This is a genomic window from Niallia yueguangensis, from assembly GCF_052663115.1.
Genome location: NZ_JBQTCX010000005.1, coordinates 67,906 through 92,561 on the forward strand (window position 1 = coordinate 67,906; position 24,656 = coordinate 92,561).

The window sequence follows — 24,656 nt, forward strand, 5'->3', positions numbered from 1 at the left end:
CAGTATTTATAGTTTAATACTGGTTTTTATACCCTTAATTTCTTGTGAAAAAAATAGCATTGTAAATTATTATTTACCTGATGAATCTAATTAAACTTCAGATTTTCTTCAAGTGGTCGTTATTTTAGCATAGATAATATAAAACACGGCTAACTCCCCCATTATGACAATGTTTGGGACCACTACTATTAAATTTATAATAAAAAAGGTTGCTAAAATTCCTAAAAATAACCCTAAATGATAAAATTTCAAACGGTGTTGTTTATATCTGTATTGATGAAAAACAATAGAAGTTGCAATGAAATAGAGCAATACAGAACCAAATACAAAATATAAGATAAATGAATAATGCACCTCATGTAAAAATAACAGCTTGATGGATGCAGCAATCATGCTTAAAGTCATTAAAATAAACAGATGACCATAGATAATGGTTTGACCTGCTGTTTGGATCGACTTGTCCACTTTCTTTTCTACATTATCGAAATACTGCCACCACATCGATATAATTAGGATAAATGAAATGATCGAAAAGCCGATTGAATTCCAGTTTCCTTCTTGAGGTTGAATCACGGCAAGTGTACTGACAAGAGCTTCACCAAAGAGAATAATGGTGAATAGACCAAATCGCTCTAATAAATGAGCCGTATTGGTAGGCACCTTTGCTAAATACTTTCGTCCAATCATTGGGACCATAATATCGATAGTGATACCCATATATAACACAGCATATCGAACCCAAGAATCAAAAAGGACGGAGAATAACGAAATAATGATTCCAATCCAAAAATACCTTCCTAAATATAGTGCTACTTTTTTTCGAAATCCCTTTTCTATACGCTGGACAACAAGATATTGGGTCGCAGTTACTGCTCTTAAGCCAATATAACCAATTAAAAAAGAAAGATAGTAAGGATCAAAATCTACTGATAAGCTTGATGTCATAATAAGGACAAAAAACATTTGAAGTATCAAAAATAGTCGTTGATGAAATAAATCTTGTCCAAACCGGTTAATAAACATGGTTTGCCCTACCCAAGCCCACCAGATAGGAATAAAGATTAGCACAAACTTTAATAAATATTCTGAATGGATATATCCCTCTTCAACATGAATTAAAACATGAGTCGCAGTTGCAATAGCTGCCACGAAGAGTAAATCATAAAAAAGTTCTAACCAAGTAACTTTTTTTTCTTCCATTTTTTATTTTTGTACTCCTTTCTATCCTCTACTCTAGTAAATGGTAGTACGAAAGTGAATTAAAAGAAAGGGGGAATTGATATGACCAAAACATCGGTCTAATTTGCTGAAGCTTAAGAAAAGGTTCTTATAATCGAATTATAGCACAAGCATTAGCAAAATATATAAGCTGCCTGTATGTTTAATTGCAAATAGCAGTGGAGATAATAATATGAAAATAATTCCATGGAGTTCAAGAAAATGCCTGATTCAACAGATGATTTCGCAAATGACCTATCATGATTTTATTGCTGCCATTACATTAGGCTCTATTGCAGCCAATATGGCTTTTAATATTCAAATAAAGTTTTGGTCTATCACTACCTGCATAATTGTATTTAGTTTCATTACATTACTTGCAACATTGTTGACTTTAAAAAACAGAGATGCGAGAAAGTCGATTTCTGGTGATCCTACAGTAATCATAGAAAATGGAAAAATACTCGAGAGAAATCTTAAGAATCTAAAATATACAATGGATTCTTTAAATCAGGTTCTTAGAGAGAAAGATGTATTTAACATTGAAGAGGTTGAATTCGCTATTATGGAGTCAGATGGGCATATATCAGTTTTAAAAAAAACACCCTATCAAAATGTAACGAAAAAGGATTTAGCTATCCTTGCATTACCAAAAGAAAATTGTCTGTAACAGATGTTTTTTATGCAGTTAAAGGGACAAATAATCAATTAGTTTTTGATTTATATACGATAAAATATCTTCTCCTGTTGATATACAATCATGATTTAAAAAATAGATATCGATAATCTTCGGGTCAACATTATCAAAGAAAAGCTGAAAAAAGGTTGTAGAAAATATGATTCTTTTTAAGTAATAATCTTAATCTATTGTGTGTGCTTGCAACATAAGTTACAAGCACACTTGGAAAACATATGCTTCTTTTATATTATTTTTGTACAGGTCCAGCATCCATAATAACTTGTTCAACTGCTTTCGCAACTTGTTCATGTACATTAAGATCTAATGGATGAGGAACAAGATCTCCTGGTTGTGTGCAGGAAGCAATTGCTTCGGCTGCTGCGACCAACATAGGGTGGGTTACATCGTTCGCCTGTGCATTCAAAACACCTCTGAAAATGCCCGGAAATCCAAGGACATTATTGACAGAACGCCCATCCGCCGCATATGCAGCGCCTGCTTCAATTGCGTCCGCTGAAGTAATTTCCGGATTTGGATTGGAAAGTGCCAAAATAATCTGCCCTTTGCGTACCCATTCTTTTTTTATCAACCCTTGGACACCTGTGGTTGCAATAATAATGTCACAGCGTTCCATTAGTTCTTCCAGTTGATCAACTGACGTACCTCCATAGTTTTCAAGACGCACTTTTGCTTCTTGTGATAGATCCGTACCAAGCACTGATTTTGCTCCGTATGCCATCAGCATCCGGCAAATCGCTAAACCTGCCGCGCCCAGTCCAATTTGTCCTACAACTGCCTCTTTGATATTAACATCGACATTTTTACATGCTGAAATAACCGCAGCGAGTGTGACAACAGCCGTTCCATGCTGGTCATCATGCATAACGGGAATAGATAATTCTTTTTTTAGACGATCCTCTACTTCAAAGCAGTGGGGTGAACCAATATCTTCAAGGAGAATCCCACTGAAGCTAGGAGAGATATGCTTTACCGTTTCCACGATTTCGTCTGGATTTTTCGTATCCAACAAAATCGGAATCGCATTAATATTTACAAGCTGTTCAAAAAGTGCAGCCTTTCCTTCCATTACTGGCATTCCGGCAACAGGCCCAATATCCCCAAGACCTAAAATCGCTGTTCCATCCGTAACAACGGCCACGCTGTTTCCGATATTTGTGTAAAACTTTGCTTTTTCAGGCTCTGCTTGTATCACTTTACATACTTCTGCCACCCCTGGTGTATAAACCTTACGCAAATCTGCAAGTGTTTGAATCTGCAGTTTACTTTTCATCTGCACCTTGCCGCCTTCGTGTGCACGCAGAACTTCGTCTGATACGGTTTGGACATGAAAATCATCTAAGCTATTGATCGCTTCAATAATCGCTGAAAGTTGTTCCTCTTTTTCAAATTGAACGGTAATGTTTCGTTGGGTATATGTAGGCCCTACTTTTAAGGTTTCAACATCCCCGATATCGCCACCATTCAGGCCAATTGTTGAGGCCACTTTACCAAGACTTCCCGGAACCGAAGGAATTTCAATCATTAACGTTCGAACTAATTTATTATCTTCCATTGTATAAAACCCCCAAATAAAATTTAGCCCTCTACAAACCGAAACAGCTTACGATCTTGTCCGTAAAACAATGAAGATGGCCGATGCTAATCTTAACTACTCAATTATAGCTTTAATCTTTTTTACATAGAAGAGCATGCCACTTTATTTAACGAAACTGTCAGATTTCTCTATATCAATCAAGTTTAAATTCTTCATTTAGATGACCTTAGGCTCTTGATTTAAAGGTTAGCTGATGCTCTTCTATCTAGGTTATTAGCGTTCATTTATAGCAACAAGAGTGCGGTAATAGGAAATAGGCTTTAACGACTTTGAGGTTGGAGTTATTGTATAATGGAATTGGAAAAATTTGATTGTCAACATGGATTTTAATCTAGTATTAAATGAAACTATCATTCGTTGATTGAATTGGACAATCGATCATATAAAAGTATTACAGGCGGTGTTTTTCGATGCAGAAAACTATTTTACTTGTAGAAGATGATCCAGCTATTAGTGATATGGTAAAAAGATATTTAAATAATGAATCCTTTCATGTTGAATGTGTCTTTGATGGCGAGGAGGCAGCAAGTTCCTTTAAGGATACGCATTATGATTTGGTCTTGTTAGACTTAATGATGCCAAAGTTAAATGGGATGGACTTTCTGCAAATGGTGCGAACTAAGAGCTACATTCCCGTCATTATTATGTCAGCAAAAGATAGTGATGTGGATAAAGCGTTAGGACTTGGTTTTGGAGCGGATGACTATATCACGAAACCATTTTCGATGGTCGAGCTTGCGGCAAGAGTGAAAGCGGCCATCAGAAGATCAACACAGTACATAGTCAGTCAGACAGAGATAAGTAAAATAATTAAAGTGCATGAGATTGAACTGGATACGGATAATCATCGTGTCATAAAGAAAGGGGTAGAGATCCATTTAACATCTAAGGAATGGAAGATTCTTCACTTGTTTTTTGAAAATCAGAAGAAGGTATTTACAAAAGAACAAATTTATCGCTCCGTTTGGGGCGATGATTACTATGGAGACGAAAATATTATAAACGTTCACATGAGCCGCCTAAGAGAAAAAATTGAAGATTCCCCATCTAAACCAGCCTATATTAAAACCTTATGGGGAATTGGGTACAAACTGGGAGAGTTTAAATGATTGCTGTATTAAGCTGTGTCGTGATTGCCCTTTTGATCTGTGTTCTTTATCAATACCAATTAAAGAAAGCAAGAGATAAAGATCTCCTTTATATAACAAATAAACTTGAGCTCATGACAAAGTCTCAATCAAGGGAACGGATTTTGGTTGTATCAGGTGATAAACAACTAGTTGGGCTGCTTGTTCATCTAAATCAACTAATAGATGATAGTATAGAAAATTCGCGTCAGTTTAAAAAAATGGAGACCTCTATGAAACGCATGTTAGCCAATGTATCTCATGATCTTAAAACACCACTTACCGTGATTGCGGGTTATCTTGAAATGTTTCAAAACGAACCTCCTATTAATGACCAAGAAAGAGCAAGGCTACTAAAACAAGTACATACTAAATCTTTAGAACTCATTACATTAATGAATACTTTTTTTGATTTAGCTAAATTAGAGTCCGGTGATAAAGATGTTCCGCTTGAAAAAGTGAATTTAACTGAGATTTGTAAAAATAATATTCTATTATTCTATGAATGGATCCAAACAAAAGGACTAGAAGTTATCATCGAGATACCGGATAAGCCCATTTTTGCGCTAGGAAATGAGGAAGCATTAAATCGTGTATTAAATAACTTGATTTCAAATGCTATTCGCTATGGTGCAGATGGGAAGATGATCGGTTTAAAGATATTTTGTGATGAAACGCACGTATATGTTGAAATATTTGATAGAGGAAAAGGAATGAATGAAACGGAGCAGGAAAGTGTATTTGAACGTATGTTTACACTTGAAGAATCCAGAAATAAGGCATTCCAAGGCAGTGGTCTAGGATTGACCATCACAAAAAGACTGATTGAAGAGATGGGAGGAGACATTTCTGTACAATCAAAAGCATTTGAAAAAACGTCCTTTATTTTTTCATTGAAACGCTATCTATTTTCTTAAGATTTTTGTAAGAATTAAGACAGAAAAAAGCAAGGGGCTTCAGGTAGAATAAAAGCAGTTAAAATGACGAGGAGGATTATCATGAGCTATGTTGTCCAGACGAACAATCTGACAAAAACATTTCAAGCGCAAGATGTTGTTTCCAATGTAAATATGAACATAAAAAAAGGGGAAATATACGGGTTTCTTGGAGCAAATGGTGCGGGCAAGTCAACTATTATGAAAATGCTGACAAATATGATGAAGCCGTCATATGGAGATATTACCATTTTCGGGAAACCGCTAAAGCACGATTCATTCGATTATTTAAAGAGAATAGGCAGTATGATTGAATATCCCGTTTTTTATGAAAAAATGACGGCGTTAGAAAATTTAGAACTACATTGTGCCTACATGGGATATCATAACAAACAGGCTATTTACGATGCTTTGGAGATGGTTGGTCTTGAAAATGTAGAAAATAAGCTGCCGAAAAATTTTTCATTAGGGATGAGACAGCGTCTGTGTGTCGCAAGAGCAATCATTACAAAACCGGAACTTTTAATTTTAGATGAACCGATTAACGGACTGGATCCAGCTGGAATTAAGGCGATGAGAAAGTTATTTAAAATGCTTAATCAAGAATACGGAATCACTCTTTTAATTTCCAGCCACATTATAGGTGAAATTGAGCAGATTGCAGCCACAATCGGCGTCATTAAAAGCGGCAAACTGATTGAAGAAGCATCAATAGATACGATTAGGGCAAGAAATACAGAATATATTGAGCTAGTAACAAGCAATCAGAGAAAAGCAGCCATGGTTCTGCACGATAAATTAGGCATTAATAACTTTAAGGTGATGGATGATCAAGTCATTCGAATCTACGCCACAGAAGTGCCTCAAGCGGCTATTTCTAAGACATTAATTTTGGAAGATATCAATATCGAGTCCATTGATAAAAAACGGACAACACTTGAAGAGTATTTTATTAAAAAAGTGGAATTAGCTCAGCCTGTGAGTTAATGTTTGGGTATTTTAATCAAGGAGGGATCGCTTTGCTTCATATAATAAGACTCGAACAAAAAAAGAATAAATTAGGATGGTTTATTAAAGGTGCTGTACTTGCTAATATAATCATTCTAGGTATTTTATGTATGTTTCCTGTAATTGAAAAGAGCGAAGGCGAGATAATAATCAAAAATTCTACGGATTTTTTTACGATAAGTGGAGCATTTGTTAGGGGCGTTTTTATTGTATTTGCCGCTGTACTCATTTCAAAAATGATTATTGATGAGTTTAAAAATCGAACGATTCTTGTCACGTTTTCCTATCCAATTAATCGAAAAAAAATTCTTAGTGCAAAATTGATTCTTATCTTTTGGATGACATTCATAACGATGGCAATCTCTAATATAGTAGTAATTATTGGTTTCATTGGATTAAATCAGCTCTTTCATTTAACTTCTGTAATAAGTTTAACTTTAGACGATTTTTTTTCGGAAATATTAAACTTAATGATGTTTAGTCTGGCAAGTGCAGGGGCGGCACTTGTACCGTTATATTTCGGGATGAGAAAATATTCTACACCAGCAACAATAATTTCCTCACTAGTAATCGTTAGTGTATCGTGTCAATCGATAGGTCCCAATTTTTCATTAGCCAGTATCATTTATATTCCGCTAGGCTTAGCATTAATTGCTCTTGGAATTGTTGCGATGGCAATTCGGAAAATCGACCGTATTGATTTAGGTTGAAAGATTTAGCAAAAAAATAATGACCGTGAACTAGGCTATGATGAAGGACAAAATTGAGTCAAGAAGCAAGCGAAACGTCCTTCATCCAGGTTATGAAGGACAAAATTGAGTCAAGAAGCAAGCGAAACGTCCTTCATCCGGGTTATGAAGGACAAAATTGAATCAAGAAGCAAATGAAACGTCCTTCATCCGAGTTATGAAGGACAAAATTGGGTTAAGAAGCAAACGAAATGTCCTTCATCCGGGTTATGAAGGACAAAATTGGATCGAAAACCAACCAAAATGTCCTTCATCCTATTTATCAGATAAATCTTTTAACATAAGGTAATGTGGAATGCCATCTTCCATAAATTCATCTAATGAAGTTTGATAGCCTAATTTGTGATAAAACCCTTCTGCATGTGTTTGACCATGCAGCTTAACTTGTGAAACACCTTCTTGGCGGGCGATTTCCTCTAACGTGTTAATAATGACTTTTCCAATCCCCAAGCTGCGAAATGGCTGCAGGATACAGATTCTTTCTAATTTGCCTTCTCCATTAACAAATCTTATTCGCCCAGTGCCGACTGGCTGATTTTGATAATATACTAAAACATGTTCAGATGGAGCATTCATTTCATCATATTGGTCGAATTCATCTTGTAATGGAACACCTTGTTCTTTAACAAAAACTTCTTCTCTAATATAAAAAGCCTTTTTTAATTCAGTTTCATTTGTTATTCTTTTTGCTTCCAATATCCTCATACCTCTCTGGATTTATTTAAATAAACGAGTCATACTTAAAACATCATACATAGTATATATTTAATATTGTTGTAAATGCAACAAAAAACAAATGAGGAGTTATAATAATGAAGGAAATTCTTCGTGAAATTGGGATGATTGCTAGATGCTTGGAATCTATAAGCAACATAGAATTTAAAGAAATGGGACTTTCAAAAGGTCAATATTTATATCTTGTTCGGATATGCGAAAATCATGGAATTATCCCAGATAAATTAGCAGAAATGATAAAGGTTGACCGTACGACAGCTTCTCGTGCCATTAAAAAGCTTGAAGAACAAGGACTAATTGAAAAAAGAAATGACTCAGATAATAAAAAAATTAAATGCTTATACCCAACCGAAAAGGGAAAGGAAATTTATCCATTTTTAAACAGAGAAGGTGAACATTCTAATAAAGTTGCCCTATCTGGATTTTCACAAGAAGAAATAGACACAATCTATAACCTTCTAAAAAGGGTTAGGAAGAGTATTGAGGTAGATTGGGAGTTTGTGAAAAAAGGGAATAAGAGGGAGTATTGAGATTGCTGAAGAGTGGCATTACTCATTGTGTCATCTTATCATTTGAAATTAATTGGTATAAATTATAGTATTTAGAGATAAGGCTCTTTATTAATTATTTACATAAAATCAACATAATAATAAATATTCATAGGATTGTCGTCCGAAAATACTAGGATAAAAGTTTAAGAGAACATATAAATATAAGAAACCGGGGGTTCTACATGAATAAAATAACACAAGCAGAAGCAGTAAAACTTAAAAGTGTGTTGTCTAAACGAATTCACGAGCTAGAAGAAGAAATGGATCGTGTTGCGTTCGTCCAAATAGAGGCTGGAAAGAAAATCCCTAATCAAAAAAGAACGATGACAGATGTAGAAAAAGAAATAGAAGAGGTTCGAGCTGATTATTGCTTATTAGATTCTCTCATGTATCGAGCTAATATTGATCATGAAATTAACTTTGGCAATAAAAATATCAGTATAGTTGAGGCTATTGAGCTAGCTACACAATTAAGAGCCAAAGCTAAAAAATTTAAACAATATGCTGCTGCAGAAAAGGAAGAGCATTTGTATTCTATTGGCGAAAATGTAGTGTTAATGAAACTCGCTACATTCGAACCAGAAGATTATCGAATGAAAAGCATGGAATGTGAGCGTCAAGCAAACCGTTTATCCAATTTAATAAATAGTAAAAACTATCAAATAGAATTAGATTTTGATGCAGATAAATATTTTTAATCCTTGAATAGGTGAGAGTCTTATTCAAGGCATAGAAGGAAACCCCCATAGTACAAAAGTGTATATTGAAAATGGCAAAGGAACAACCAATAATCCATTACCCATTACATAGTTACTCTTTATCTGTCACCAATTATAGCAATGGTGGTCGAGTACCAATCTTTAAGATAACACCTTCTATGAATAAGCCGACTGAAGATAGACTCGTTCTATCATCAGTCGGTTTTTTATTATTTTAGGAAATTATAAACGGAATAATTAAAGCGGTTTAGTCTTTTTATCCAGTTCCGTCGTAAAGGATGTACTAGTGCTGGCGTTGCCATTGCCGGAAGAAGGGTGAACCTCGCTGGGCGAGAGCATAAACCCGCCGGACTTCAGGCGGGAACGATCTTTTAACTGGTGGAACTTTTGGACTAGAGGGTGGATTCCTCGTGACTTTACTGATACTGGTCGGGTTTGGTGTGACCTATCTGTATGGAAAGAAAAAAAGGAAAGTATCTAAAGGATTGTCCCGTTAGTTATAATGATTGACTTATAGTTTTTTATCCTTTGTTCTTGAAAGCTAACATAAAAAAACAAATAGAATTTCATTTAAGAGCATGTTTTGATTAATGAAAACATGCCCTCTTTCAACAGGAACAAATCCATTTTTACTATTCAAATAAGCCTACATTTTCCCCTCACTCTTTTTTATTTTCATCAACAAAGAAGCATAAGATTCTTGCCTAAATAAGTAAAATTTTAAGGTGAAGCTGTTAATTAAAAATAGTAGACCAGCCAATAAAATAACGCCTTTAATGTGAATAATGCCGCTTAAATAGCCTCCTAATAAAGGACCAATCAGGTTTCCTAAGAAAAGAGCACTGTGATAATAACCAAATGTTAAGCTTTCCATTTTTTGAGGTGCATGGATTCGTATTAAACTGATCACGGAAGGAAGCAGGCCGCCTACGAATATACCCATCAAAAATCTAGCGAAAAGAAAAAGCCAGATAGAAGAAAACAATGCTTGAGAAACATAGCAAATAAAATTTCCTAACAAGCAAATTAGAAGAATCATTTCCGGTCCAACTTGATCTGCTTTTTTTCCTAAAATAGGGGAAAATATCATAATAGAAAACCCTGAGATAGAAACAGATAACCCCACCATCGTTGTCAAAAAAGCCTCTTTACTCCACATGCTTTCCACATACGAGGCTAAAAATGGAGAAGTGCTCATCGTGGAGAATTGAATCAGAAATCCGACGATAAATAAAGGTCCAATTAGAGGTTTTTTAATGATTTCTTGTAATTCCAAAAGAAAGTTTAATCGTTTTTGTTTGGTCATTTCATCTTTCAAGTTAGTTGGTTCAGGCTTATTAAGTTCTGTTAAAAAAAAGAAGATAAGAGCTCCTGCAATAAGCAGCATGGAGCTAGATACGTAAAGAATCTTATAAAATCCTATCCACTCTCCTAAAATTCCACCTATTAAAGGTCCAAAAATATTGCCTGCGTATGCACCAGACTGAGCACCGCCCAGTGCATAGCCGATTTTTTCTTTTGGCGTATTCATAGTAATAAATGGAGATGAAGCAGGAATAAATCCACCAAATATCCCTAAAATAAATCGGAGAATTAATAAATGCCAAGCGGAAGAACTAAAAGTCATAAAGACCGTTGCAAGCGCCATGCCAAAGGCAGAACGAATAAGAATGGTTTTTCTACTCGTTCTATCTGCAATTTTTCCCCATATCGGCTGAAATAGAAAAGCCGATAAAAAAGTAGCACCAAAAATCATTCCTGTCCAAAGCTGAATATCTGTTTGATTATGAACACCTAAATCATTTTTAAGATAGATTGGGATAAACGGTATGATTATGCTAAATGCAGACATGACTAAAAATTGTGCAACGCTCAAAACATACATATTCTTTTTCCAGACTTCCAACTTATTCACTTCTTTCACTCCTCTTTATCGAAATAAGCTTTTTTATATTTATTTCTAGTCTTGAGGATTATGTTTATAGTAAGAGTATATCGATTAGAGTGCACTATAAGGCAAGGAGGAATTTTCTAAAAAATATAGATTTTGTGTTAGATTTGTCCTATAAAAAGTATCTTAAAATCTAAGTATATTTTAAAATAAATTTTAGGGGAAACTGCCAAATAAAGGAGGAATAGTAGATGGATGAGAGATATCCGATTGGAGAATTTCAGTTTAATGGTGAGATTACGGAGAGTTTGATAGAGGGCTGGATAAAGGAGATTGAAGAGTTGCCTAGTTTAGTAAGAGGTGCTGTCAAAGATTTGAATGATGAACAGCTTGATACACCATATCGTTCAGGCGGATGGACGGTTCGTCAAGTAGTGCATCATCTTGCGGATAGTCATATGAATGCCTACGTTCGTTTTAAATTGGCACTTACGGAAGAAAATCCTACAATCAAGACTTATGAAGAAGGAAAATGGGCAGAGCTTCCTGATTATAAATTGTCAGTTCCTATTTCACTATCGTTGCTTGAAGCACTGCACATTCGTTGGGTCGAGCTTTTACGAAGTTTAAGTCCTGCTGATTTGGAAAAGACATTTATACATCCTGATTCAGGCGAAGTTTCTGTAGGTAAAAATATAGGTATTTACGCTTGGCATGGCCGCCATCATCTTGCACATATTACTTCGTTACTAAATAGTAAGGGCTGGTAAATTATAAAAGTTATTCTAGGAACAGATCCGTTATATGATGAAAAAATTCATTTCATTAAAAAGATAAGAATCCATTTGATCAACTTTTATCCAAAATGGATTCTTTTTATTTTTCATGGGAGTTGTACAACGTGTACAGGGTATACTTTAATAATTTTCCAATCAAATGGCTGTAGTTATCTCTGTTGATTTTCATAATATGCTTCATCCGCATATTTCTTGTCCGTTCCTTTAAGGTAGGCTAATATCATTTGCGGACGTTTAAGTAAAGCCCAGTCTCCATATTTATCAAACCTTCTGCATGAAGTGATCATTCCGTTTTTAATTGTACCGTATTTTTTTCCGTTTTTCTTTCCCCACTCTTTTAAACGTTTTGCAAAGTCAGCATCTTCCGCCATCAGCATCTTTTCATTAAATCCTTTGATTGACTGAAAATCTTTTTTGTAGCACCAAAAGATCCCTACAGATATCGCTCCATACTTAAAGAGTAATGGGACTATTAGTAATAGAACAGACACTATTATACCTATGGACATTCTTTCAAATTTCCCGGTAACCCCACCGCCTATGTATTTCTCCGTTGTTAAGTACTTTTCAACATCGGACAACATATTCTCTGTCATTAAATTATCTGCATCTATCGTAACGATTATGTCACCTCTTGCTAACTCAGCACCAGTATTTCTAATTAGGTTTTTGTCAGTATTCTTTAAAGTGATACAATTGTATGATTTTGCGATTTCCTCTGTTCTATCCGTACAACGATTTAACACAACAATGACTTCAACCTGATTTTTATATGATTTTGACGCTGCGGCAATCGAGTTTAGGCATCTTTCAATGTACTTTTCTTCATTATGGGCAGGTATAATAATGGAAAACTTAATATTTTCTTTCATCTTATCTTCTAAAAAGTGGTACCTTTCATTCATACAATTTCTCTCCCTTAATGCTTTGTTCAATAAAAACCAATGTCATTTAAAATAATAATTGAGGTTAAAGGATCAGATAATGAAGACAATTTTTTCTCTTTGGTGCTGAACCATATTCTAGATGCAACACTTCGAGTAAAAATCATTCCGAAAAATAAATTAGCGAACAAATTCGTCGGTGAAATCCAATCATATCAATTTTATCAATTTATCCAACTTATAAAATCACTCCTCTCACTAACTATTTTACCACTTTCATCCAGTTAAAGGGTGGGGGCTGGTTGAACAATTTTGATCAAACTTTATTTAGAAGATGCAGTAATGGTCGACATGTTTCCTGAATGAATTTGACAAATAATTACTATTATCACATAATAAGTATGTTTAAAAGTTTAAACATATAAGGATGAAGAGTATGGAAAACTATGAATGTAATAACAAAGAACGAGTTTTAGAAAAATTTAAATTAACAACTCCTATATTCCAAGCTTTAGGAGATGTTAATCGTCAACAAATTATTATGCTTTTACTTGAGCAAGATAGTCTGAATGTTAATCAAATAACGGAGAGAATGAAGCTTTCAAGGCCAGCAGTTTCTCATCATTTGAAAATATTGAGGCAAGCAAGTTTGATTGCTTTTAACAGGAATGGAAATGAAAAATTTTATTCATTGAGTTCTAAAGAGTTTCTAAAACAAATCAAAGAACTGATTCAAACAATTGAACAAAGCTATTGATTTGTTCTTTTTAAAATCAAGGTTTAAACTTTTAAACATATGAACATTATTTAAAAAATTGGAAGGATGAAAAAATGGAGAATAAGAATCAATCGAAGAGTATTTATTTTTTAATGCTGCTTGTTCCTTTGTTTTGGGGAGGGGCGTTTGCAACGGCAAAGCATGTTATCACGGAAATTCCATCGCTTATTGCTGCAACACTTCGTTTTGGTATAACAGGGATTATACTAGTGATAATCGTGACATTTCAGAAAGAATGGCATTGGAAAGAGATCAGAAAACGCTGGAAAGGTTTATTATTTATTGGCCTCATTGGGGTTTTCGGCTACAATGCTCTCTTTTTTACGGCATTGAAATATACTTCTGCAACAAACGGTGCATTAATTATAGCTGCTATGCCTGTATTCACCATGTTAGGTTCTGTCTTGTTTTGCAAAGAAAATTGGAGCAATAAATCTGGTATGGGTTTAGCTTTATCACTGATAGGGGTCATTATTGTCATTATTAAGGGTTCACTTTCCGCTTTATTCTCTCTCTCATTTAACTTAGGAGACTTGCTTTTTGTTGCAGCTCTTTTATGTGGAGTTATTTACGGACTAACAGGTAAATCTATTGTTCAAGGAGCACCGGCAATGTTATCAAATACCATTATGATGTTATCAGGATCCATTTTTCTGGCGGTCAGTACTGTATTTGAAGGTGGCTGGGATAAAGTATCAAATATGTCGATGCAGAGCTGGATTGAAATGGCCTACATGGTTGTATGTGGAACATTGATCGGTTATGTTATTTTTAACAAAGGTGTAGAATTATTAGGAGGCAGTAAAGCAAGCATGTATTTAAATTTAACTCCTATTGTAGCTACATTACTTGCAGTTATTGCATATGGTAGTTCCATTACTTTGATACAAATCGTGGGGATGGTAATGGTGCTGATAGGTGTCTATGTTGCTACTACCAAAACTAGTGATCGTAAAGCATCACTTGCACAGGTAAATGAAAAATGAATAACTTCGAAAAAGAAAACATCGAGGAAAGGAAGAGAATTAAAAAAAAGAGAGCAGCTCATTGGTCGCGCTAGCAACCAAAGTGCTCTCTTTAAGTTATAAAAAATCTAAGCACCTCCCATAAATATGAACCGTTTCATCTTCCTTCGATTCCAGGTTCAACATATGAAATGGGATCTCCTACTTTAAATGTTGATTTAATAATGCGTCCATAAAATATTGCTTTCATCCTTCGACTATTAATTATTCTCTCAGACTAAGAAAAAATGGTATTGGACACATTTTCAGACTTATATTTGATTGTCTAATAAATGAACTGATTCGTCAATTTCATTCCTCGTACCAATGATTGATAAGTATTTCACAAAAAAAAGTGTATATTTTAGTAGAGTTTATTATTATTCCGTAGATGTTTGGCTAAAATACTGGAGGAAGATGAAGAATATTTCTAATATTTTATTAAGATGGGATAAATAATTTTAGGAGGAAGCTTTTAAGTTAGATTGAAAAAAGTGGCGTCTGATTCATTATTTCAATACCGACCTGAGATCGTATTAAAGGTATGTTTGCTTGAAATTCAGGCTATTAATCGTGTAATAGGAGGAAATAAAGTGGCAAATAAAGAATTGAAGAGGGGATTAGGAGCACGCCATATTCAGATGATTGCTTTAGGTGGTACAATTGGTGTTGGCTTATTTAAGGGTTCAGCCAGCACAATCGGGTGGACAGGTCCGTCTGTCTTGCTTGCTTATGTAATCTGCGGAATATTTATCTTTTTTATTATGCGTGCAATGGGAGAAATGTTGTACTTAGAGCCAACTACAGGTTCATTTGCAACATTTGGCCATAAGTACATACATCCATTAGCAGGTTATATGACTGCGTGGAGCAACTGGTTCCAGTGGGTGATCGTTGGGATGTCTGAAATTATAGTCGTTGGGGAGTATATGAGGTATTGGTTCCCAGATCTGCCTGCATGGATACCAGGTTTCATCGCAATGGTGATTCTTGGTGCAGCCAACTTAATTTCCGTTAAATCATTTGGTGAATTTGAATTTTGGTTTGCGATGATTAAAATCGTTACCATTGTGTTGATGATTATTGCAGGGATTGGTCTTATTTTCTTCGGATTTGGCAACGATGGAGACCCGATCGGATTATCTAACCTTTGGGCACATGGCGGCTTCTTTACAGGTGGCTTGTCAGGATTTTTCTTTGCTCTATCTCTTGTTATTGCAGCTTATCAAGGGGTTGAACTAATTGGAATTACAGCTGGAGAAGCGAAAAATCCACAAAAAACGATAACGAGCGCGATTCAAAGTATTATTTGGCGTATTTTAATCTTCTATATTGGTGCTATTTTTGTTATTGTAACGGTTTATCCTTGGAATCAACTTGATTCGCTTGGAAGCCCGTTTGTTTCAACTTTTGCAAAAGTGGGGATAACAGCAGCTGCTGGTATTATTAACTTTGTTGTCATTACAGCAGCAATGTCTGGCTGTAATAGTGGCATTTTCAGTGCGGGGCGTATGCTTTATACATTGGGAGTAAATGGACAAGCTCCAAAATTCTTTATGAAAATCTCTCGTAATGGTGTACCATTATTCGGTACGATTGCTGTACTTATCGGTTTAGCAATTGGTGTTGTTTTAAATTATATTGCACCGCCAAAGATATTTGTGTACGTGTACAGTGCAAGTGTGCTTCCAGGTATGATACCATGGTTTATCATTCTTATTAGTCAAATTCGATTTAGAAAAGCAAAAGGAGCTGAAATGGCAAAACATCCATTCAAAATGCCTTTTGCCCCTTTTACCAACTATTTGACGATTGCCTTCTTAATGATGGTATTAGTCGGTATGTGGTTTAATAATGATACACGTTTATCACTGATTGTTGGGATTATTTTCTTATGTCTTGTTATTATTAGTTATTACTTATTTGGTATCGGCAGGCGTGTGCCAATAGATCAAACAGATGAGAAGTGACAAAACGATAGTTTAGTTTGTTTGATTAATCATAATGTATGTAAAAGGCTATCAAGATGAATATAAAAAGAGGCTCTCTAAAAGTATAGAGTGCCTCTTTATAATAGGCTTTATTCGTATAACTCGCAGACGGAATACACTTCGCTTTCCGTGGGCGAGCGTCGAGCCTCCTCGTCGCATACGCTCCTGTGGGGTCTCGTCTTTCTCGCATTCCCACAGGAGTCTACGTGTATTCCGTCTGCTGAGACTTCTTCTCCCATTTTTCATGTTAAAAACAACAAACTTTGAGAAAACAGCCTTATAATAAGTAAAATAAAATGCGCTTGCTTCAACACCAAACAATATATACTTATATTTACGATAAAGCGCCCTTATTCTCAAGGGCGCTCGTTCATTTAAATTTTTATATCAAGTTTCGCCTGTTTCTTAAGCTCGTCCACTTTTTTTACAAGTTTTTCTTGTTTCTTTTGCTGCTCCAGCTGCTGCTTAATTTGAGGTTTTATTTCCTCTAACTTCGGAGGTTTTTGTTCTGTATTGCTTCCTTGCTGGGAAATTTGATTATAGTACTCTTGAATTTCTTTGTCTGTCACTTTATCTACTTGAACTTCTTTATCAACGTAAGCTGTGAATTTAATACCCTCAGCAATTTGTGATTTAAGTTCCTTTATATCTAAACCTGCTTGTTTTAACGCTTCGTTAAATTCCTTTTCACTTTTATAGGGTTTCTTGCTTTCGTCAAATTGTTTGTTAATTTCGTCTTCTGATGCTTTATAGCCTTTTTTATCAGCATCTTGGATAAGAAGTGTTTGTCCTACTAAACTGTCAATAGTTTGTTCTTTAATTTGCTTTGCTGCTTCTTTTGATGTTGGGTCTTGTCCCATTTGTTGAAGCTGCATTTGTGTTGATGATAATACGCTATTATAGTCACTGCCCAAAAGCTTCTTGTCATTCACAATAGCAACAGTTTTGTTTTCGTCTATTTTTTGCTTGTTGAGTTTCTTTTGCATTTCTTCCATTTGTTTTGCTTGATCCTGCATCTCTTTTTGAGAGGTTTTTGTCTCTTTGTTCTCTTTTGTTTTATCGCCTTCGCTATTTGATGAACATGCAGTTAACATAAAAGACAGCAGTCCTATAAATAATAGAAATATCAACTTTTTCATGATTTTTCTCCCTTCGTAGCCAAGAAGTATAATTTCCTGTTGTAAGAAAATCATCTATTGTGCATTGTATAGGATAATAACATAAAAAGAAACTATTTCTGCTTATTTTCCAAATCTGTAAAAGGATTGAAAGGTTTTTGTAAAACTAATGGCGAGTTGTTTACGAAATGTTAAAGGTATTCTGATTATCGTTAAAAAGTAATAGGGTTGCCTGCGAATCACTGCTTGCAGACAACATTTTGAAAGGAGAATCTCCCCCCTTTTTTTCTCGACTTACCGATAAAAAGGGGAATCCGATCTTAAAGTGTTTGTCCATTATCAACTATAAATACTTGTCCAGTGATAGATTCTTGAGTTATTTGAAAAAGAATTGTCTCTGCAATATCATCAGGAGTGGAAATTCTTTTAAGCGGTAAGTTGCCGGCAAGCTGATACATTTTTTCTTTGTTGCCAGCCCACCATCTTGTATCAACGGCTCCGGGGGCGATACAATTCACTCTAATGTCAGGAGCTAATGCAATCGCTAATGATTGCGTCATTGTGTGGATAGCAGATTTAGTTGCTGCATATGGTATGGATGAGCCAATTCCATTTATACCTGCCACACTTCCAATATTTATAATAACTCCTGATTTTTTCTTTTTCATATAAGGAGCAACAGCTTTTACACAATGAAACATTCCTTTTACATTTACGTTGAAAAGGGAATCCCATACTTCATCTGTTGCGGAGTCTAAGTCATCCATTGCTATTTGAGCAGTAATGCTTGCGTTATTCACTAAACCATCTATCGTACCAAATGTGGCGACAGTTTGAGATACCATCTCATGTATTTCTTGTTCAATTGCTACATCTGCTTTAAAAGCAAATGCTGTACCACCTCGTTTTGTTATTTCATGGACAACTTCTGCCGCTTCCTTTTCTGAGCGGCTATAATTAACTACAACCTTTGCTCCCGCATGTGATAATTTTAATGCTGTTGCCTTTCCAACACCAGTGCCCCCGCCAGTAATGATGAATACTTTATCTCGTAATTCCATTCTACATCATCCTTTTTTGTTTGATTGAACATGATTTATTATATATTCAACCAAGTGAACGGTATAATAGTAGATAATGAGATAGGTATCATTTTAAATGATACCAATGGAGGAATGTTTCATGGAAAGTCATGATTTACGAGTCTTTAAACAAGTTGCTGAAATGCAATCGATATCTCAAGCTGCTGAAAAATTAGGATATGTTCAACCTAATGTTAGTCAGAGAATTAAAAGTTTAGAAGAGGAGTTAGGCGTCCAATTATTTTCACGGAATAATAGGGGAGTAGCATTAACCGGTGAAGGAAGAAGTTTATTAGAGTACACAAATCAGATTTTATTTTTAATGGATGAAGCCAAATCAAAGATTAATCCTTCTAAGTGGAGAGAATCCCTACTAATTGGAGCACCCCAAACAATTTCTGCAGTTAAAATACCTCAGCTATTGTCTTCTTTTTTAACGAAAAATAAAAATATGGATGTAAAAGTAAGGACAATGGATAAGCAGAAGCTGCAAGAAATGCTTTATTATGGGGAACTTGATGGTGTTTTTATCAATGGTACGTATAATAACTCCCAGTTTGTAAGCGTTTATAGTTATTATGAAAAAGTTATGCTCATTTCACCTCAGCAGACTCCGTTTAAAAAGAAACAGGATCAAACTTTGCTCGTTAATAGCGACCCTGATTGCATCTATAGAAAAATACTCTTAGAGTTTACAAACAAAACGAATGATAAAAGTACAAACATCATAGAATTGGATTCACTGGAGTCTATTTTACAAGCTGTTCATGATGGGCTTGGCATCAGTGTAATACCTGCAGATGTTGCAAATAGTCGAAAGAATATCCAAACCGTTCAATATAAAGAACTATCAGAAACGATCAAGATAGATTTTGTCATTAAACAAAGACAACATCAACCACAAAGTCTAACTAAATTTATTCGCTTTTTGCAGAATCTATAATGGAAATTAGTTGTGATTCAATACCCTGAATTGTTTGTTGAGCATGTTTCGATATTTCTAAGATAATGAGTTACAAGACAGAAGAATGGATAGGATGACTTATGTGGAGTATACTTACTGCAAAGTCATCTATTTTATTATTTTACTTAATTTAATAGACTGGAGGTACTATGGAAACCATATCTAAAATTAATGCACAAGAGACATTTAACGAAAAAGTAATTATCCCAATTTGGAGCTTGGCAGCGCTCTTGGTTGTTATGAATACAACAATGTTTAACGTCGCTCTACCAAGAGTAGCAAGCGATTTTTCTTTAACACCTACTGCTGCTTCATGGATTGTGACTGCATACTCCATCATTTTTGGGATTTCAACAATTACTTATAGTCGGCTGACCGATTATCTACCTATCCGTAAAATGGTTCTGTTTGGTGCCGTTCTATTAGGGATTTCTTCATTAATAGGCTACTTCGCACATCATTTTATTCTATTGTTGATTGCACGGATTCTTCAGGCAATGGGGGCAGCTGCATTTCCGGGGTTAGGTTATGTGCTATTTTCCCGGTATATCCCGAAAGAGCGTAGAGGTAGTGCCATGTCTATTATCGCTTCATGTACATCACTTGGATTTGGACTTGGTCCAGTGATCGGGGGGATTCTAACACAATTTATAGGATGGCATTTCCTTTTTGTCCTAACAGGGGCAGTTATGTTGACCATTCCAATCTTTAATAGACATGTACCGCAGGAAGAAACAAAGTCCATCCATTTTGATATTATCGGAAGTATTTTGGTAGGGGTTGGGATCACAGGTCTTTTGCTGTTTGTGACGACTTTCGCTATATGGTCGCTTGGTATTAGTATCGTTTCTTTTGGAGTGCTCTGGTGGCATATCAATCGTATACATTCGCCATTTATCCATCCGAAATTGCTTCAGAAGAAAGGTTTCACATCCCTAATTACGATTAGTTTTGCCGCGTATTTTATCAATTTTGCAACATTGTTTTGTGTACCTATTATGTTGGCGCAAGTTTTTCACCGTAGTCCAATGGAAATAGGATTGATTATTTTTCCTGGTGCGATTATTACTGCGTTTGCCTCAAAGAAAATAGGGAATATTATTGATCGATTAGGAAATACGCTTGTCTTACGATGGGGGATAGTTTTTCAATTTCTTTCAGTCGTCCTTTTTGCATCCATAGCAAGTCACTCTATTTATGGTGTTCTGATTAGTTATATTTTTATGAGTCTCGGATTTTCCAGCCTAGCTGCCAGTAATTCTAATGAAATTTCTCAGTATTTATCTAAAGAACACTTAGGGGCAGGATTGGGCATGAATCAATTAATCAGCTTCTTTGGAGGTGCCTTTGGTGTAGGCGTAACAGGTATGTTAATTGTTTTACAAAAAGGAACAGACTTGGCAAGTGTATTTCAAAATATTTACGTCGGCTTTTGTGTATTACCTATTATTTCATTATTTTTACTTAAGAAATATAAGAAAACGGTTGTGTCATAAATTTATAAAGACAAGCAATTCGTTAACAATAGATTTTCTATATTTTAGATTAGAGGTGTAGATCTAATGAATCCATTGCAGAATATTTCGCTGACACCAATAGGTATTATTCACAGCCCGTTTACATCGCCGGGTGAGATGCCCATTCAACCCACTGGAGAGCTGGCAACTGCTGGTCACGTACAAGTACTGCCGCAGTATGTAGAAGGGTTAGAAGGCTTAGACGGATTTTCCCATGTTATTTTAATCTACTATTTCCATCTTGCCGGTCCGTCGTGCCTTAAGGTCCATGCATTTCTAGACGATCAAGAGCATGGTGTGTTTGCTACAAGAGCGCCGGTTCGACCTAATTCATTAGGTCTTTCTGTCGTCGAAGTGGAACGTATTGATAGTTGTAATTTGTTTTTGAAAAATGTCGATGTCCTCGATGGGACTCCGCTTTTGGATATTAAACCGTTTGTGCCGAAGTTTGACGTTCCTCAAAACACGGTGGCCACCGGTTGGATGGATAACATATCGGAGAAAGCCATTCATAAGCGGGCCGATAACCGATTTGTAAGGAAAAAGTGTGACGATTGCTAGTTTAATAACATTATCTGATGATGAAAAGACATGAAGTTGTCAATATGTGGTCGGTATTTCCTTTGATATACTTGAACGAGGGAAAAGGATTGTTTTAGGGTAGACTGAAAATTATTTTACTCCTTGCAAATGATTTAAGTTACTTTACTGGACAATCCTTTCTAATTAATGGTATTTTTTAGGTATAAAAGATAAGTTCAAGGAGTGATAAATGATGATTATTATACATGCTGTATTTAAAGTGAATCCAGAAAAAAGGGATGGTTTTCTAGCTGAAATAAAGCCATTAATTACTGGTTCGCAAGCAGAAGCTGGGAATATTAGTTATCAGCTTTATGAAGAAGTAGATTCAGCCAATACCTTTATTATGGTAGAGAGTTGGAAGGATGAACAAGCTGTCAAAATACATAATCAGCAGCCTCACTTTACGAATTTTGTAGTGAAAGCGGAGGAATTTTTAATAGCACCGCTTGAAGTAACAAATTATTCTGCGGAAAAATTATAAACTAAAAGTAATTGATTTTAGTAGTTGGTAATGATAAATAACTTTGATAAAGGGCTGTGCCATAAGTCATCATGGTTGACTTATGGCACAGCTCTTTTTTTCATATGATAATGTCTATAAGTTTAAATTTGATATTTTAGAAAATAGTTTTTGGTTTACATTTTATGGATTTCAGTATAGTCTTTTAAGAAAGTAAAAGCATACAGGAGAAATTAAATGGATATTATAATTGGAATAATTATGGGGATAGTAGAAGGGTTAACAGAATTTGCTCCAGTATCTTCAACTGGACATATGATCTTAGTAGGTCATTTATTAGGGTTTGAAGAGACGACCAGAGCAACAACTTTTGAGGTTATTGTTCAGTTAGGCTCTATTCTTGCAGTAGTTGTTGTTTTTTGGAAACGTATTTTAAGCATTCTAGGATTATATGAAATCGAAACAAATGATCAGGATTTAGGAAAGTTAAGATATACACATATTTTAATCGGGATTCTTCCTTTCTTTATTCTTGGTACAGTCTTTTATGACTTGATTAAAACCTTATTTACTCCACAAACTGTTGTTATTTCGCTTATAGCAGGTGGAATTCTCATGTTAGTCGCTGAAGGTTTCCGAAAACAAAATCCAACTGCAACGACATTAGACCAAGTTACATATAAACAAGCATTAGGAATGGGCTTGTTCCAATGTTTAGCTTTAGTTCCTGGGTTCTCTAGAATGGGAGCAACCCTGTCTGGCGGTCTATTAATAGGTATGAATCATAAAAACGCTTCGGAATTTAGCTTTATTATGGCGGTTCCTATTATGGTTGCAGCATCTGGTAAAGATTTATTAGAAAACTGGAACAGTCTGCATGTTAGTGATCTACCATTATTTATTATAGGTTTTTTAACTGCATTTATAGTAGCTTTAATGGCTATTAAGTTTTTCTTAAGCTTAATTAATAAGATAAAATTGGTTCCTTTTGCATTATATCGGTTTGTATTAGCGATTTTGTTTTGGGTGTTTATTCTTTAAATTTGGTAAAACATATTTAGTTATTTCATTCCGACAGCTTTTTTATAGATTATCTCCATAAGTGGTACATCATATAGACGATTATTAGCATTCGCTCTTGATTATTTTAGTAAACTAATGAAAATGAAAGAGAATGAATGAAAAATGTCGTGAGAGAATAAATATTTCAAGTTTTTAAACTTATTTGAACATATTCAGTAAATATTAACGGATTTTAGCACTTTTCTTTACAAGTTGAAATTTCAGGAGTAGTATAATCTCATAAAATTAATATTGTTCTAAATCGCTGAGTCCATTTAGGAGCGGGGGAACCAAACTGTGGAGAATTCCACTTGGGGTGAGTCTTTCTGAAGTATTTCAGAAAGTAGGGTTACTTTCATAACCCGAATCCGACAGCTAACCTCGTAAGCGTTAAGGGAGAGGACGGTGCAACTGGTGATCGATGAATCTTATAGACCACGAGGGATTCCTCTGTGGTCTATTTTGCATGTTTTTAATGGTAAAAAATTGATTGCTTAAATATAATCTAAAAAGAATTATTAGTTTAAAATAGCGATCTAAAAATACATTTAATGAAAAAAAGGAAATTTATATCGCCTACAGATATCAAACCTTTAAAGGAGTATGATTTACAGTGAATATTGCATTCTTTCTTATTCCAAAAAGTGAAGTTGTTTATGTATATGATGAATGGACAATGAGACAAGTAATGGAGAAAATGGAATATCATCGATATAGTGCGGTTCCAATTTTGAATAAAGATGGTCATTATGTTGGAACGATTACAGAGGGAGACCTGTTATGGAAATTAAAGAATTCAAAGAACCTCGATCTTCAACAGACAGAAAAAATAAAATTGAGCGAAATTGAAAAGCATGTATCATATGAACCTATCTCCATAAACAGTCAGATAGAAGATATTATGAAAATGTCGCTCAATCAAAACTTTGTTCCTGTTGTAGATGATTACAACATTTTTATCGGTATTATTAGAAGAAGAGAGATTATTGAGTCTTTGCAAAATTTATACAAAGTTGATATGAAATAAAGTTTTTTAGATGGAGTCTACAGGTCGAAATGACATGTAGGCTTTTCTTTTTGGAAAAGGGTACGGAGCTGCGCTTACTTTAATGGAAAAATACGAATGATGGTGCTCTATAGTTTGTGTTTAATCCTTATTAAGGTTGGAGTGGCTTTGCTCGCGCCGC

The 24,656-nt window shown here is 35.0% G+C and carries 24 protein-coding genes and 1 riboswitch; of the genes, 17 read left to right on the forward strand and 7 right to left on the reverse strand.

Annotated elements, in window-relative coordinates; all coding sequences use genetic code 11:
* Positions 1-108: 108 nt before the first annotated feature.
* Positions 109-1,200 (reverse strand): low temperature requirement protein A, encoded by a 1,092-nt coding sequence (locus tag ACTYA4_RS06540; protein WP_443480498.1) that lies wholly within the window; start codon positions 1,198-1,200, stop codon positions 109-111.
* Between the two features lie 211 nt (positions 1,201-1,411).
* Between ACTYA4_RS06540 and ACTYA4_RS06545 the strand changes: the two genes are divergently transcribed.
* On the forward strand, positions 1,412-1,888 hold the full coding sequence (locus tag ACTYA4_RS06545) for a DUF421 domain-containing protein (RefSeq protein ID WP_443480499.1): 477 nt from the start codon (positions 1,412-1,414) through the stop codon (positions 1,886-1,888).
* 256 nt (positions 1,889-2,144) lie between these two features.
* On the opposite strand, the gene ACTYA4_RS06550 is transcribed toward ACTYA4_RS06545, so the two are convergent.
* Positions 2,145-3,470 (reverse strand): NAD-dependent malic enzyme, encoded by a 1,326-nt coding sequence (locus tag ACTYA4_RS06550; RefSeq protein WP_443480500.1) that lies wholly within the window; start codon positions 3,468-3,470, stop codon positions 2,145-2,147.
* Between the two features lie 452 nt (positions 3,471-3,922).
* On the opposite strand from ACTYA4_RS06550, the gene ACTYA4_RS06555 reads away from it, so the two are divergent.
* From ACTYA4_RS06555 to ACTYA4_RS06570, 4 genes are all read left to right on the forward strand, one after another.
* The gene (locus ACTYA4_RS06555; protein ID WP_443480501.1) at positions 3,923-4,621 is read left to right on the forward strand and encodes a response regulator transcription factor; all 699 of its coding nucleotides are present in this window, start codon (positions 3,923-3,925) and stop codon (positions 4,619-4,621) included.
* Complete coding sequence (locus ACTYA4_RS06560; RefSeq protein WP_443480502.1) at positions 4,618-5,556, forward strand: sensor histidine kinase; 939 nt, start codon at positions 4,618-4,620, stop codon at positions 5,554-5,556. Before ACTYA4_RS06555 ends, ACTYA4_RS06560 begins: the two co-directional genes overlap by 4 nt.
* Before the next feature lie 81 nt (positions 5,557-5,637).
* A complete protein-coding gene (locus tag ACTYA4_RS06565) occupies positions 5,638-6,561 on the forward strand; it encodes an ABC transporter ATP-binding protein (RefSeq protein WP_443480503.1) in 924 nt (307 codons plus the stop codon).
* Between the two features lie 32 nt (positions 6,562-6,593).
* Positions 6,594-7,292, forward strand: a complete 699-nt coding sequence (locus ACTYA4_RS06570) for an ABC transporter permease (protein WP_443480504.1) — start codon at positions 6,594-6,596, stop codon at positions 7,290-7,292.
* A gap of 294 nt (positions 7,293-7,586) precedes the next feature.
* Here ACTYA4_RS06570 and ACTYA4_RS06575 read toward each other — a convergent pair whose 3' ends face one another.
* The gene (locus tag ACTYA4_RS06575) at positions 7,587-8,027 is read right to left on the reverse strand and encodes a GNAT family N-acetyltransferase (protein WP_443480505.1); all 441 of its coding nucleotides are present in this window, start codon (positions 8,025-8,027) and stop codon (positions 7,587-7,589) included.
* A gap of 116 nt (positions 8,028-8,143) precedes the next feature.
* Here ACTYA4_RS06575 and ACTYA4_RS06580 point away from each other — a divergent pair, with 116 nt between their 5' ends.
* Entirely contained in the window at positions 8,144-8,596 is a 453-nt protein-coding gene (locus tag ACTYA4_RS06580; RefSeq protein WP_443480506.1) for a MarR family winged helix-turn-helix transcriptional regulator, read from the forward strand.
* Between the two features lie 203 nt (positions 8,597-8,799).
* A complete protein-coding gene (locus ACTYA4_RS06585; protein WP_443480507.1) occupies positions 8,800-9,315 on the forward strand; it encodes a hypothetical protein in 516 nt (171 codons plus the stop codon).
* A gap of 667 nt (positions 9,316-9,982) precedes the next feature.
* On the opposite strand, the gene ACTYA4_RS06590 is transcribed toward ACTYA4_RS06585, so the two are convergent.
* Positions 9,983-11,251, reverse strand: a complete 1,269-nt coding sequence (locus tag ACTYA4_RS06590) for an MFS transporter (protein WP_443480508.1) — start codon at positions 11,249-11,251, stop codon at positions 9,983-9,985.
* 227 nt (positions 11,252-11,478) lie between these two features.
* Between ACTYA4_RS06590 and ACTYA4_RS06595 the strand changes: the two genes are divergently transcribed.
* Positions 11,479-11,997, forward strand: a complete 519-nt coding sequence (locus ACTYA4_RS06595) for a YfiT family bacillithiol transferase (protein ID WP_443480509.1) — start codon at positions 11,479-11,481, stop codon at positions 11,995-11,997.
* A gap of 176 nt (positions 11,998-12,173) precedes the next feature.
* Here ACTYA4_RS06595 and ACTYA4_RS06600 read toward each other — a convergent pair whose 3' ends face one another.
* The gene (locus ACTYA4_RS06600; RefSeq protein ID WP_443480510.1) at positions 12,174-12,929 is read right to left on the reverse strand and encodes a glycosyltransferase family 2 protein; all 756 of its coding nucleotides are present in this window, start codon (positions 12,927-12,929) and stop codon (positions 12,174-12,176) included.
* 415 nt (positions 12,930-13,344) lie between these two features.
* Between ACTYA4_RS06600 and ACTYA4_RS06605 the strand changes: the two genes are divergently transcribed.
* From ACTYA4_RS06605 to ACTYA4_RS06615, 3 genes are all read left to right on the forward strand, one after another.
* A complete protein-coding gene (locus tag ACTYA4_RS06605; RefSeq protein ID WP_443480511.1) occupies positions 13,345-13,665 on the forward strand; it encodes an ArsR/SmtB family transcription factor in 321 nt (106 codons plus the stop codon).
* 74 nt (positions 13,666-13,739) lie between these two features.
* Complete coding sequence (locus ACTYA4_RS06610; RefSeq protein ID WP_443480512.1) at positions 13,740-14,672, forward strand: DMT family transporter; 933 nt, start codon at positions 13,740-13,742, stop codon at positions 14,670-14,672.
* A 611-nt stretch (positions 14,673-15,283) separates the two neighbouring features.
* A complete protein-coding gene (locus ACTYA4_RS06615) occupies positions 15,284-16,660 on the forward strand; it encodes an amino acid permease (RefSeq protein WP_443480616.1) in 1,377 nt (458 codons plus the stop codon).
* 395 nt (positions 16,661-17,055) lie between these two features.
* Here ACTYA4_RS06615 and ACTYA4_RS06620 read toward each other — a convergent pair whose 3' ends face one another.
* The gene (locus ACTYA4_RS06620) at positions 17,056-17,820 is read right to left on the reverse strand and encodes a SurA N-terminal domain-containing protein (protein ID WP_443480513.1); all 765 of its coding nucleotides are present in this window, start codon (positions 17,818-17,820) and stop codon (positions 17,056-17,058) included.
* Between the two features lie 299 nt (positions 17,821-18,119).
* Positions 18,120-18,860, reverse strand: a complete 741-nt coding sequence (locus ACTYA4_RS06625) for an SDR family NAD(P)-dependent oxidoreductase (RefSeq protein ID WP_443480514.1) — start codon at positions 18,858-18,860, stop codon at positions 18,120-18,122.
* 121 nt (positions 18,861-18,981) lie between these two features.
* Here ACTYA4_RS06625 and ACTYA4_RS06630 point away from each other — a divergent pair, with 121 nt between their 5' ends.
* From ACTYA4_RS06630 to ACTYA4_RS06655, 6 genes are all read left to right on the forward strand, one after another.
* Positions 18,982-19,824, forward strand: coding sequence for a LysR family transcriptional regulator (locus tag ACTYA4_RS06630; protein ID WP_443480515.1), 843 nt, complete (start codon positions 18,982-18,984; stop codon positions 19,822-19,824).
* 170 nt (positions 19,825-19,994) lie between these two features.
* Positions 19,995-21,341 carry an MFS transporter gene (locus tag ACTYA4_RS06635; RefSeq protein WP_445505581.1) on the forward strand — a complete coding sequence of 449 codons (1,347 nt, stop codon included), beginning with the start codon at positions 19,995-19,997 and terminating at the stop codon, positions 21,339-21,341.
* 66 nt (positions 21,342-21,407) lie between these two features.
* Entirely contained in the window at positions 21,408-21,923 is a 516-nt protein-coding gene (gene tsaA / locus ACTYA4_RS06640; protein WP_443480517.1) for a tRNA (N6-threonylcarbamoyladenosine(37)-N6)-methyltransferase TrmO, read from the forward strand.
* A gap of 211 nt (positions 21,924-22,134) precedes the next feature.
* Complete coding sequence (locus tag ACTYA4_RS06645) at positions 22,135-22,428, forward strand: putative quinol monooxygenase (RefSeq protein WP_443480518.1); 294 nt, start codon at positions 22,135-22,137, stop codon at positions 22,426-22,428.
* A 216-nt stretch (positions 22,429-22,644) separates the two neighbouring features.
* Positions 22,645-23,448 (forward strand): undecaprenyl-diphosphate phosphatase, encoded by an 804-nt coding sequence (gene bacA, locus ACTYA4_RS06650; RefSeq protein WP_443480519.1) that lies wholly within the window; start codon positions 22,645-22,647, stop codon positions 23,446-23,448.
* Positions 23,449-23,722: 274 nt separating this feature from the next.
* A riboswitch (cyclic di-AMP (ydaO/yuaA leader) is annotated at positions 23,723-23,875 on the forward strand.
* 207 nt (positions 23,876-24,082) lie between these two features.
* On the forward strand, positions 24,083-24,496 hold the full coding sequence (locus tag ACTYA4_RS06655) for a CBS domain-containing protein (protein ID WP_443480520.1): 414 nt from the start codon (positions 24,083-24,085) through the stop codon (positions 24,494-24,496).
* The last annotated feature ends 160 nt before the right edge of the window (positions 24,497-24,656 follow it).

Bases quoted from the DNA above. Each gene is read 5' to 3' on its own strand.
- ACTYA4_RS06605 (WP_443480511.1), top strand. From the start codon at position 13,345: ATGGAAAACTATGAATGTAATAACAAAGAACGAGTTTTAGAAAAATTT.
- ACTYA4_RS06555 (WP_443480501.1), top strand. From the start codon at position 3,923: ATGCAGAAAACTATTTTACTTGTAGAAGATGATCCAGCTATTAGTGAT.
- ACTYA4_RS06630 (WP_443480515.1), top strand. From the start codon at position 18,982: ATGGAAAGTCATGATTTACGAGTCTTTAAACAAGTTGCTGAAATGCAA.
- ACTYA4_RS06560 (WP_443480502.1), top strand. From the start codon at position 4,618: ATGATTGCTGTATTAAGCTGTGTCGTGATTGCCCTTTTGATCTGTGTT.
- tsaA (WP_443480517.1), top strand. From the start codon at position 21,408: ATGAATCCATTGCAGAATATTTCGCTGACACCAATAGGTATTATTCAC.
- ACTYA4_RS06645 (WP_443480518.1), top strand. From the start codon at position 22,135: ATGATGATTATTATACATGCTGTATTTAAAGTGAATCCAGAAAAAAGG.
- ACTYA4_RS06580 (WP_443480506.1), top strand. From the start codon at position 8,144: ATGAAGGAAATTCTTCGTGAAATTGGGATGATTGCTAGATGCTTGGAA.
- ACTYA4_RS06595 (WP_443480509.1), top strand. From the start codon at position 11,479: ATGGATGAGAGATATCCGATTGGAGAATTTCAGTTTAATGGTGAGATT.
- ACTYA4_RS06540 (WP_443480498.1), bottom strand. From the start codon at position 1,200: ATGGAAGAAAAAAAAGTTACTTGGTTAGAACTTTTTTATGATTTACTC.
- ACTYA4_RS06585 (WP_443480507.1), top strand. From the start codon at position 8,800: ATGAATAAAATAACACAAGCAGAAGCAGTAAAACTTAAAAGTGTGTTG.
- ACTYA4_RS06550 (WP_443480500.1), bottom strand. From the start codon at position 3,470: ATGGAAGATAATAAATTAGTTCGAACGTTAATGATTGAAATTCCTTCG.
- ACTYA4_RS06620 (WP_443480513.1), bottom strand. From the start codon at position 17,820: ATGAAAAAGTTGATATTTCTATTATTTATAGGACTGCTGTCTTTTATG.
- ACTYA4_RS06635 (WP_445505581.1), top strand. From the start codon at position 19,995: ATGGAAACCATATCTAAAATTAATGCACAAGAGACATTTAACGAAAAA.
- ACTYA4_RS06545 (WP_443480499.1), top strand. From the start codon at position 1,412: ATGAAAATAATTCCATGGAGTTCAAGAAAATGCCTGATTCAACAGATG.
- bacA (WP_443480519.1), top strand. From the start codon at position 22,645: ATGGATATTATAATTGGAATAATTATGGGGATAGTAGAAGGGTTAACA.
- ACTYA4_RS06625 (WP_443480514.1), bottom strand. From the start codon at position 18,860: ATGGAATTACGAGATAAAGTATTCATCATTACTGGCGGGGGCACTGGT.
- ACTYA4_RS06565 (WP_443480503.1), top strand. From the start codon at position 5,638: ATGAGCTATGTTGTCCAGACGAACAATCTGACAAAAACATTTCAAGCG.
- ACTYA4_RS06600 (WP_443480510.1), bottom strand. From the start codon at position 12,929: ATGAATGAAAGGTACCACTTTTTAGAAGATAAGATGAAAGAAAATATT.
- ACTYA4_RS06610 (WP_443480512.1), top strand. From the start codon at position 13,740: ATGGAGAATAAGAATCAATCGAAGAGTATTTATTTTTTAATGCTGCTT.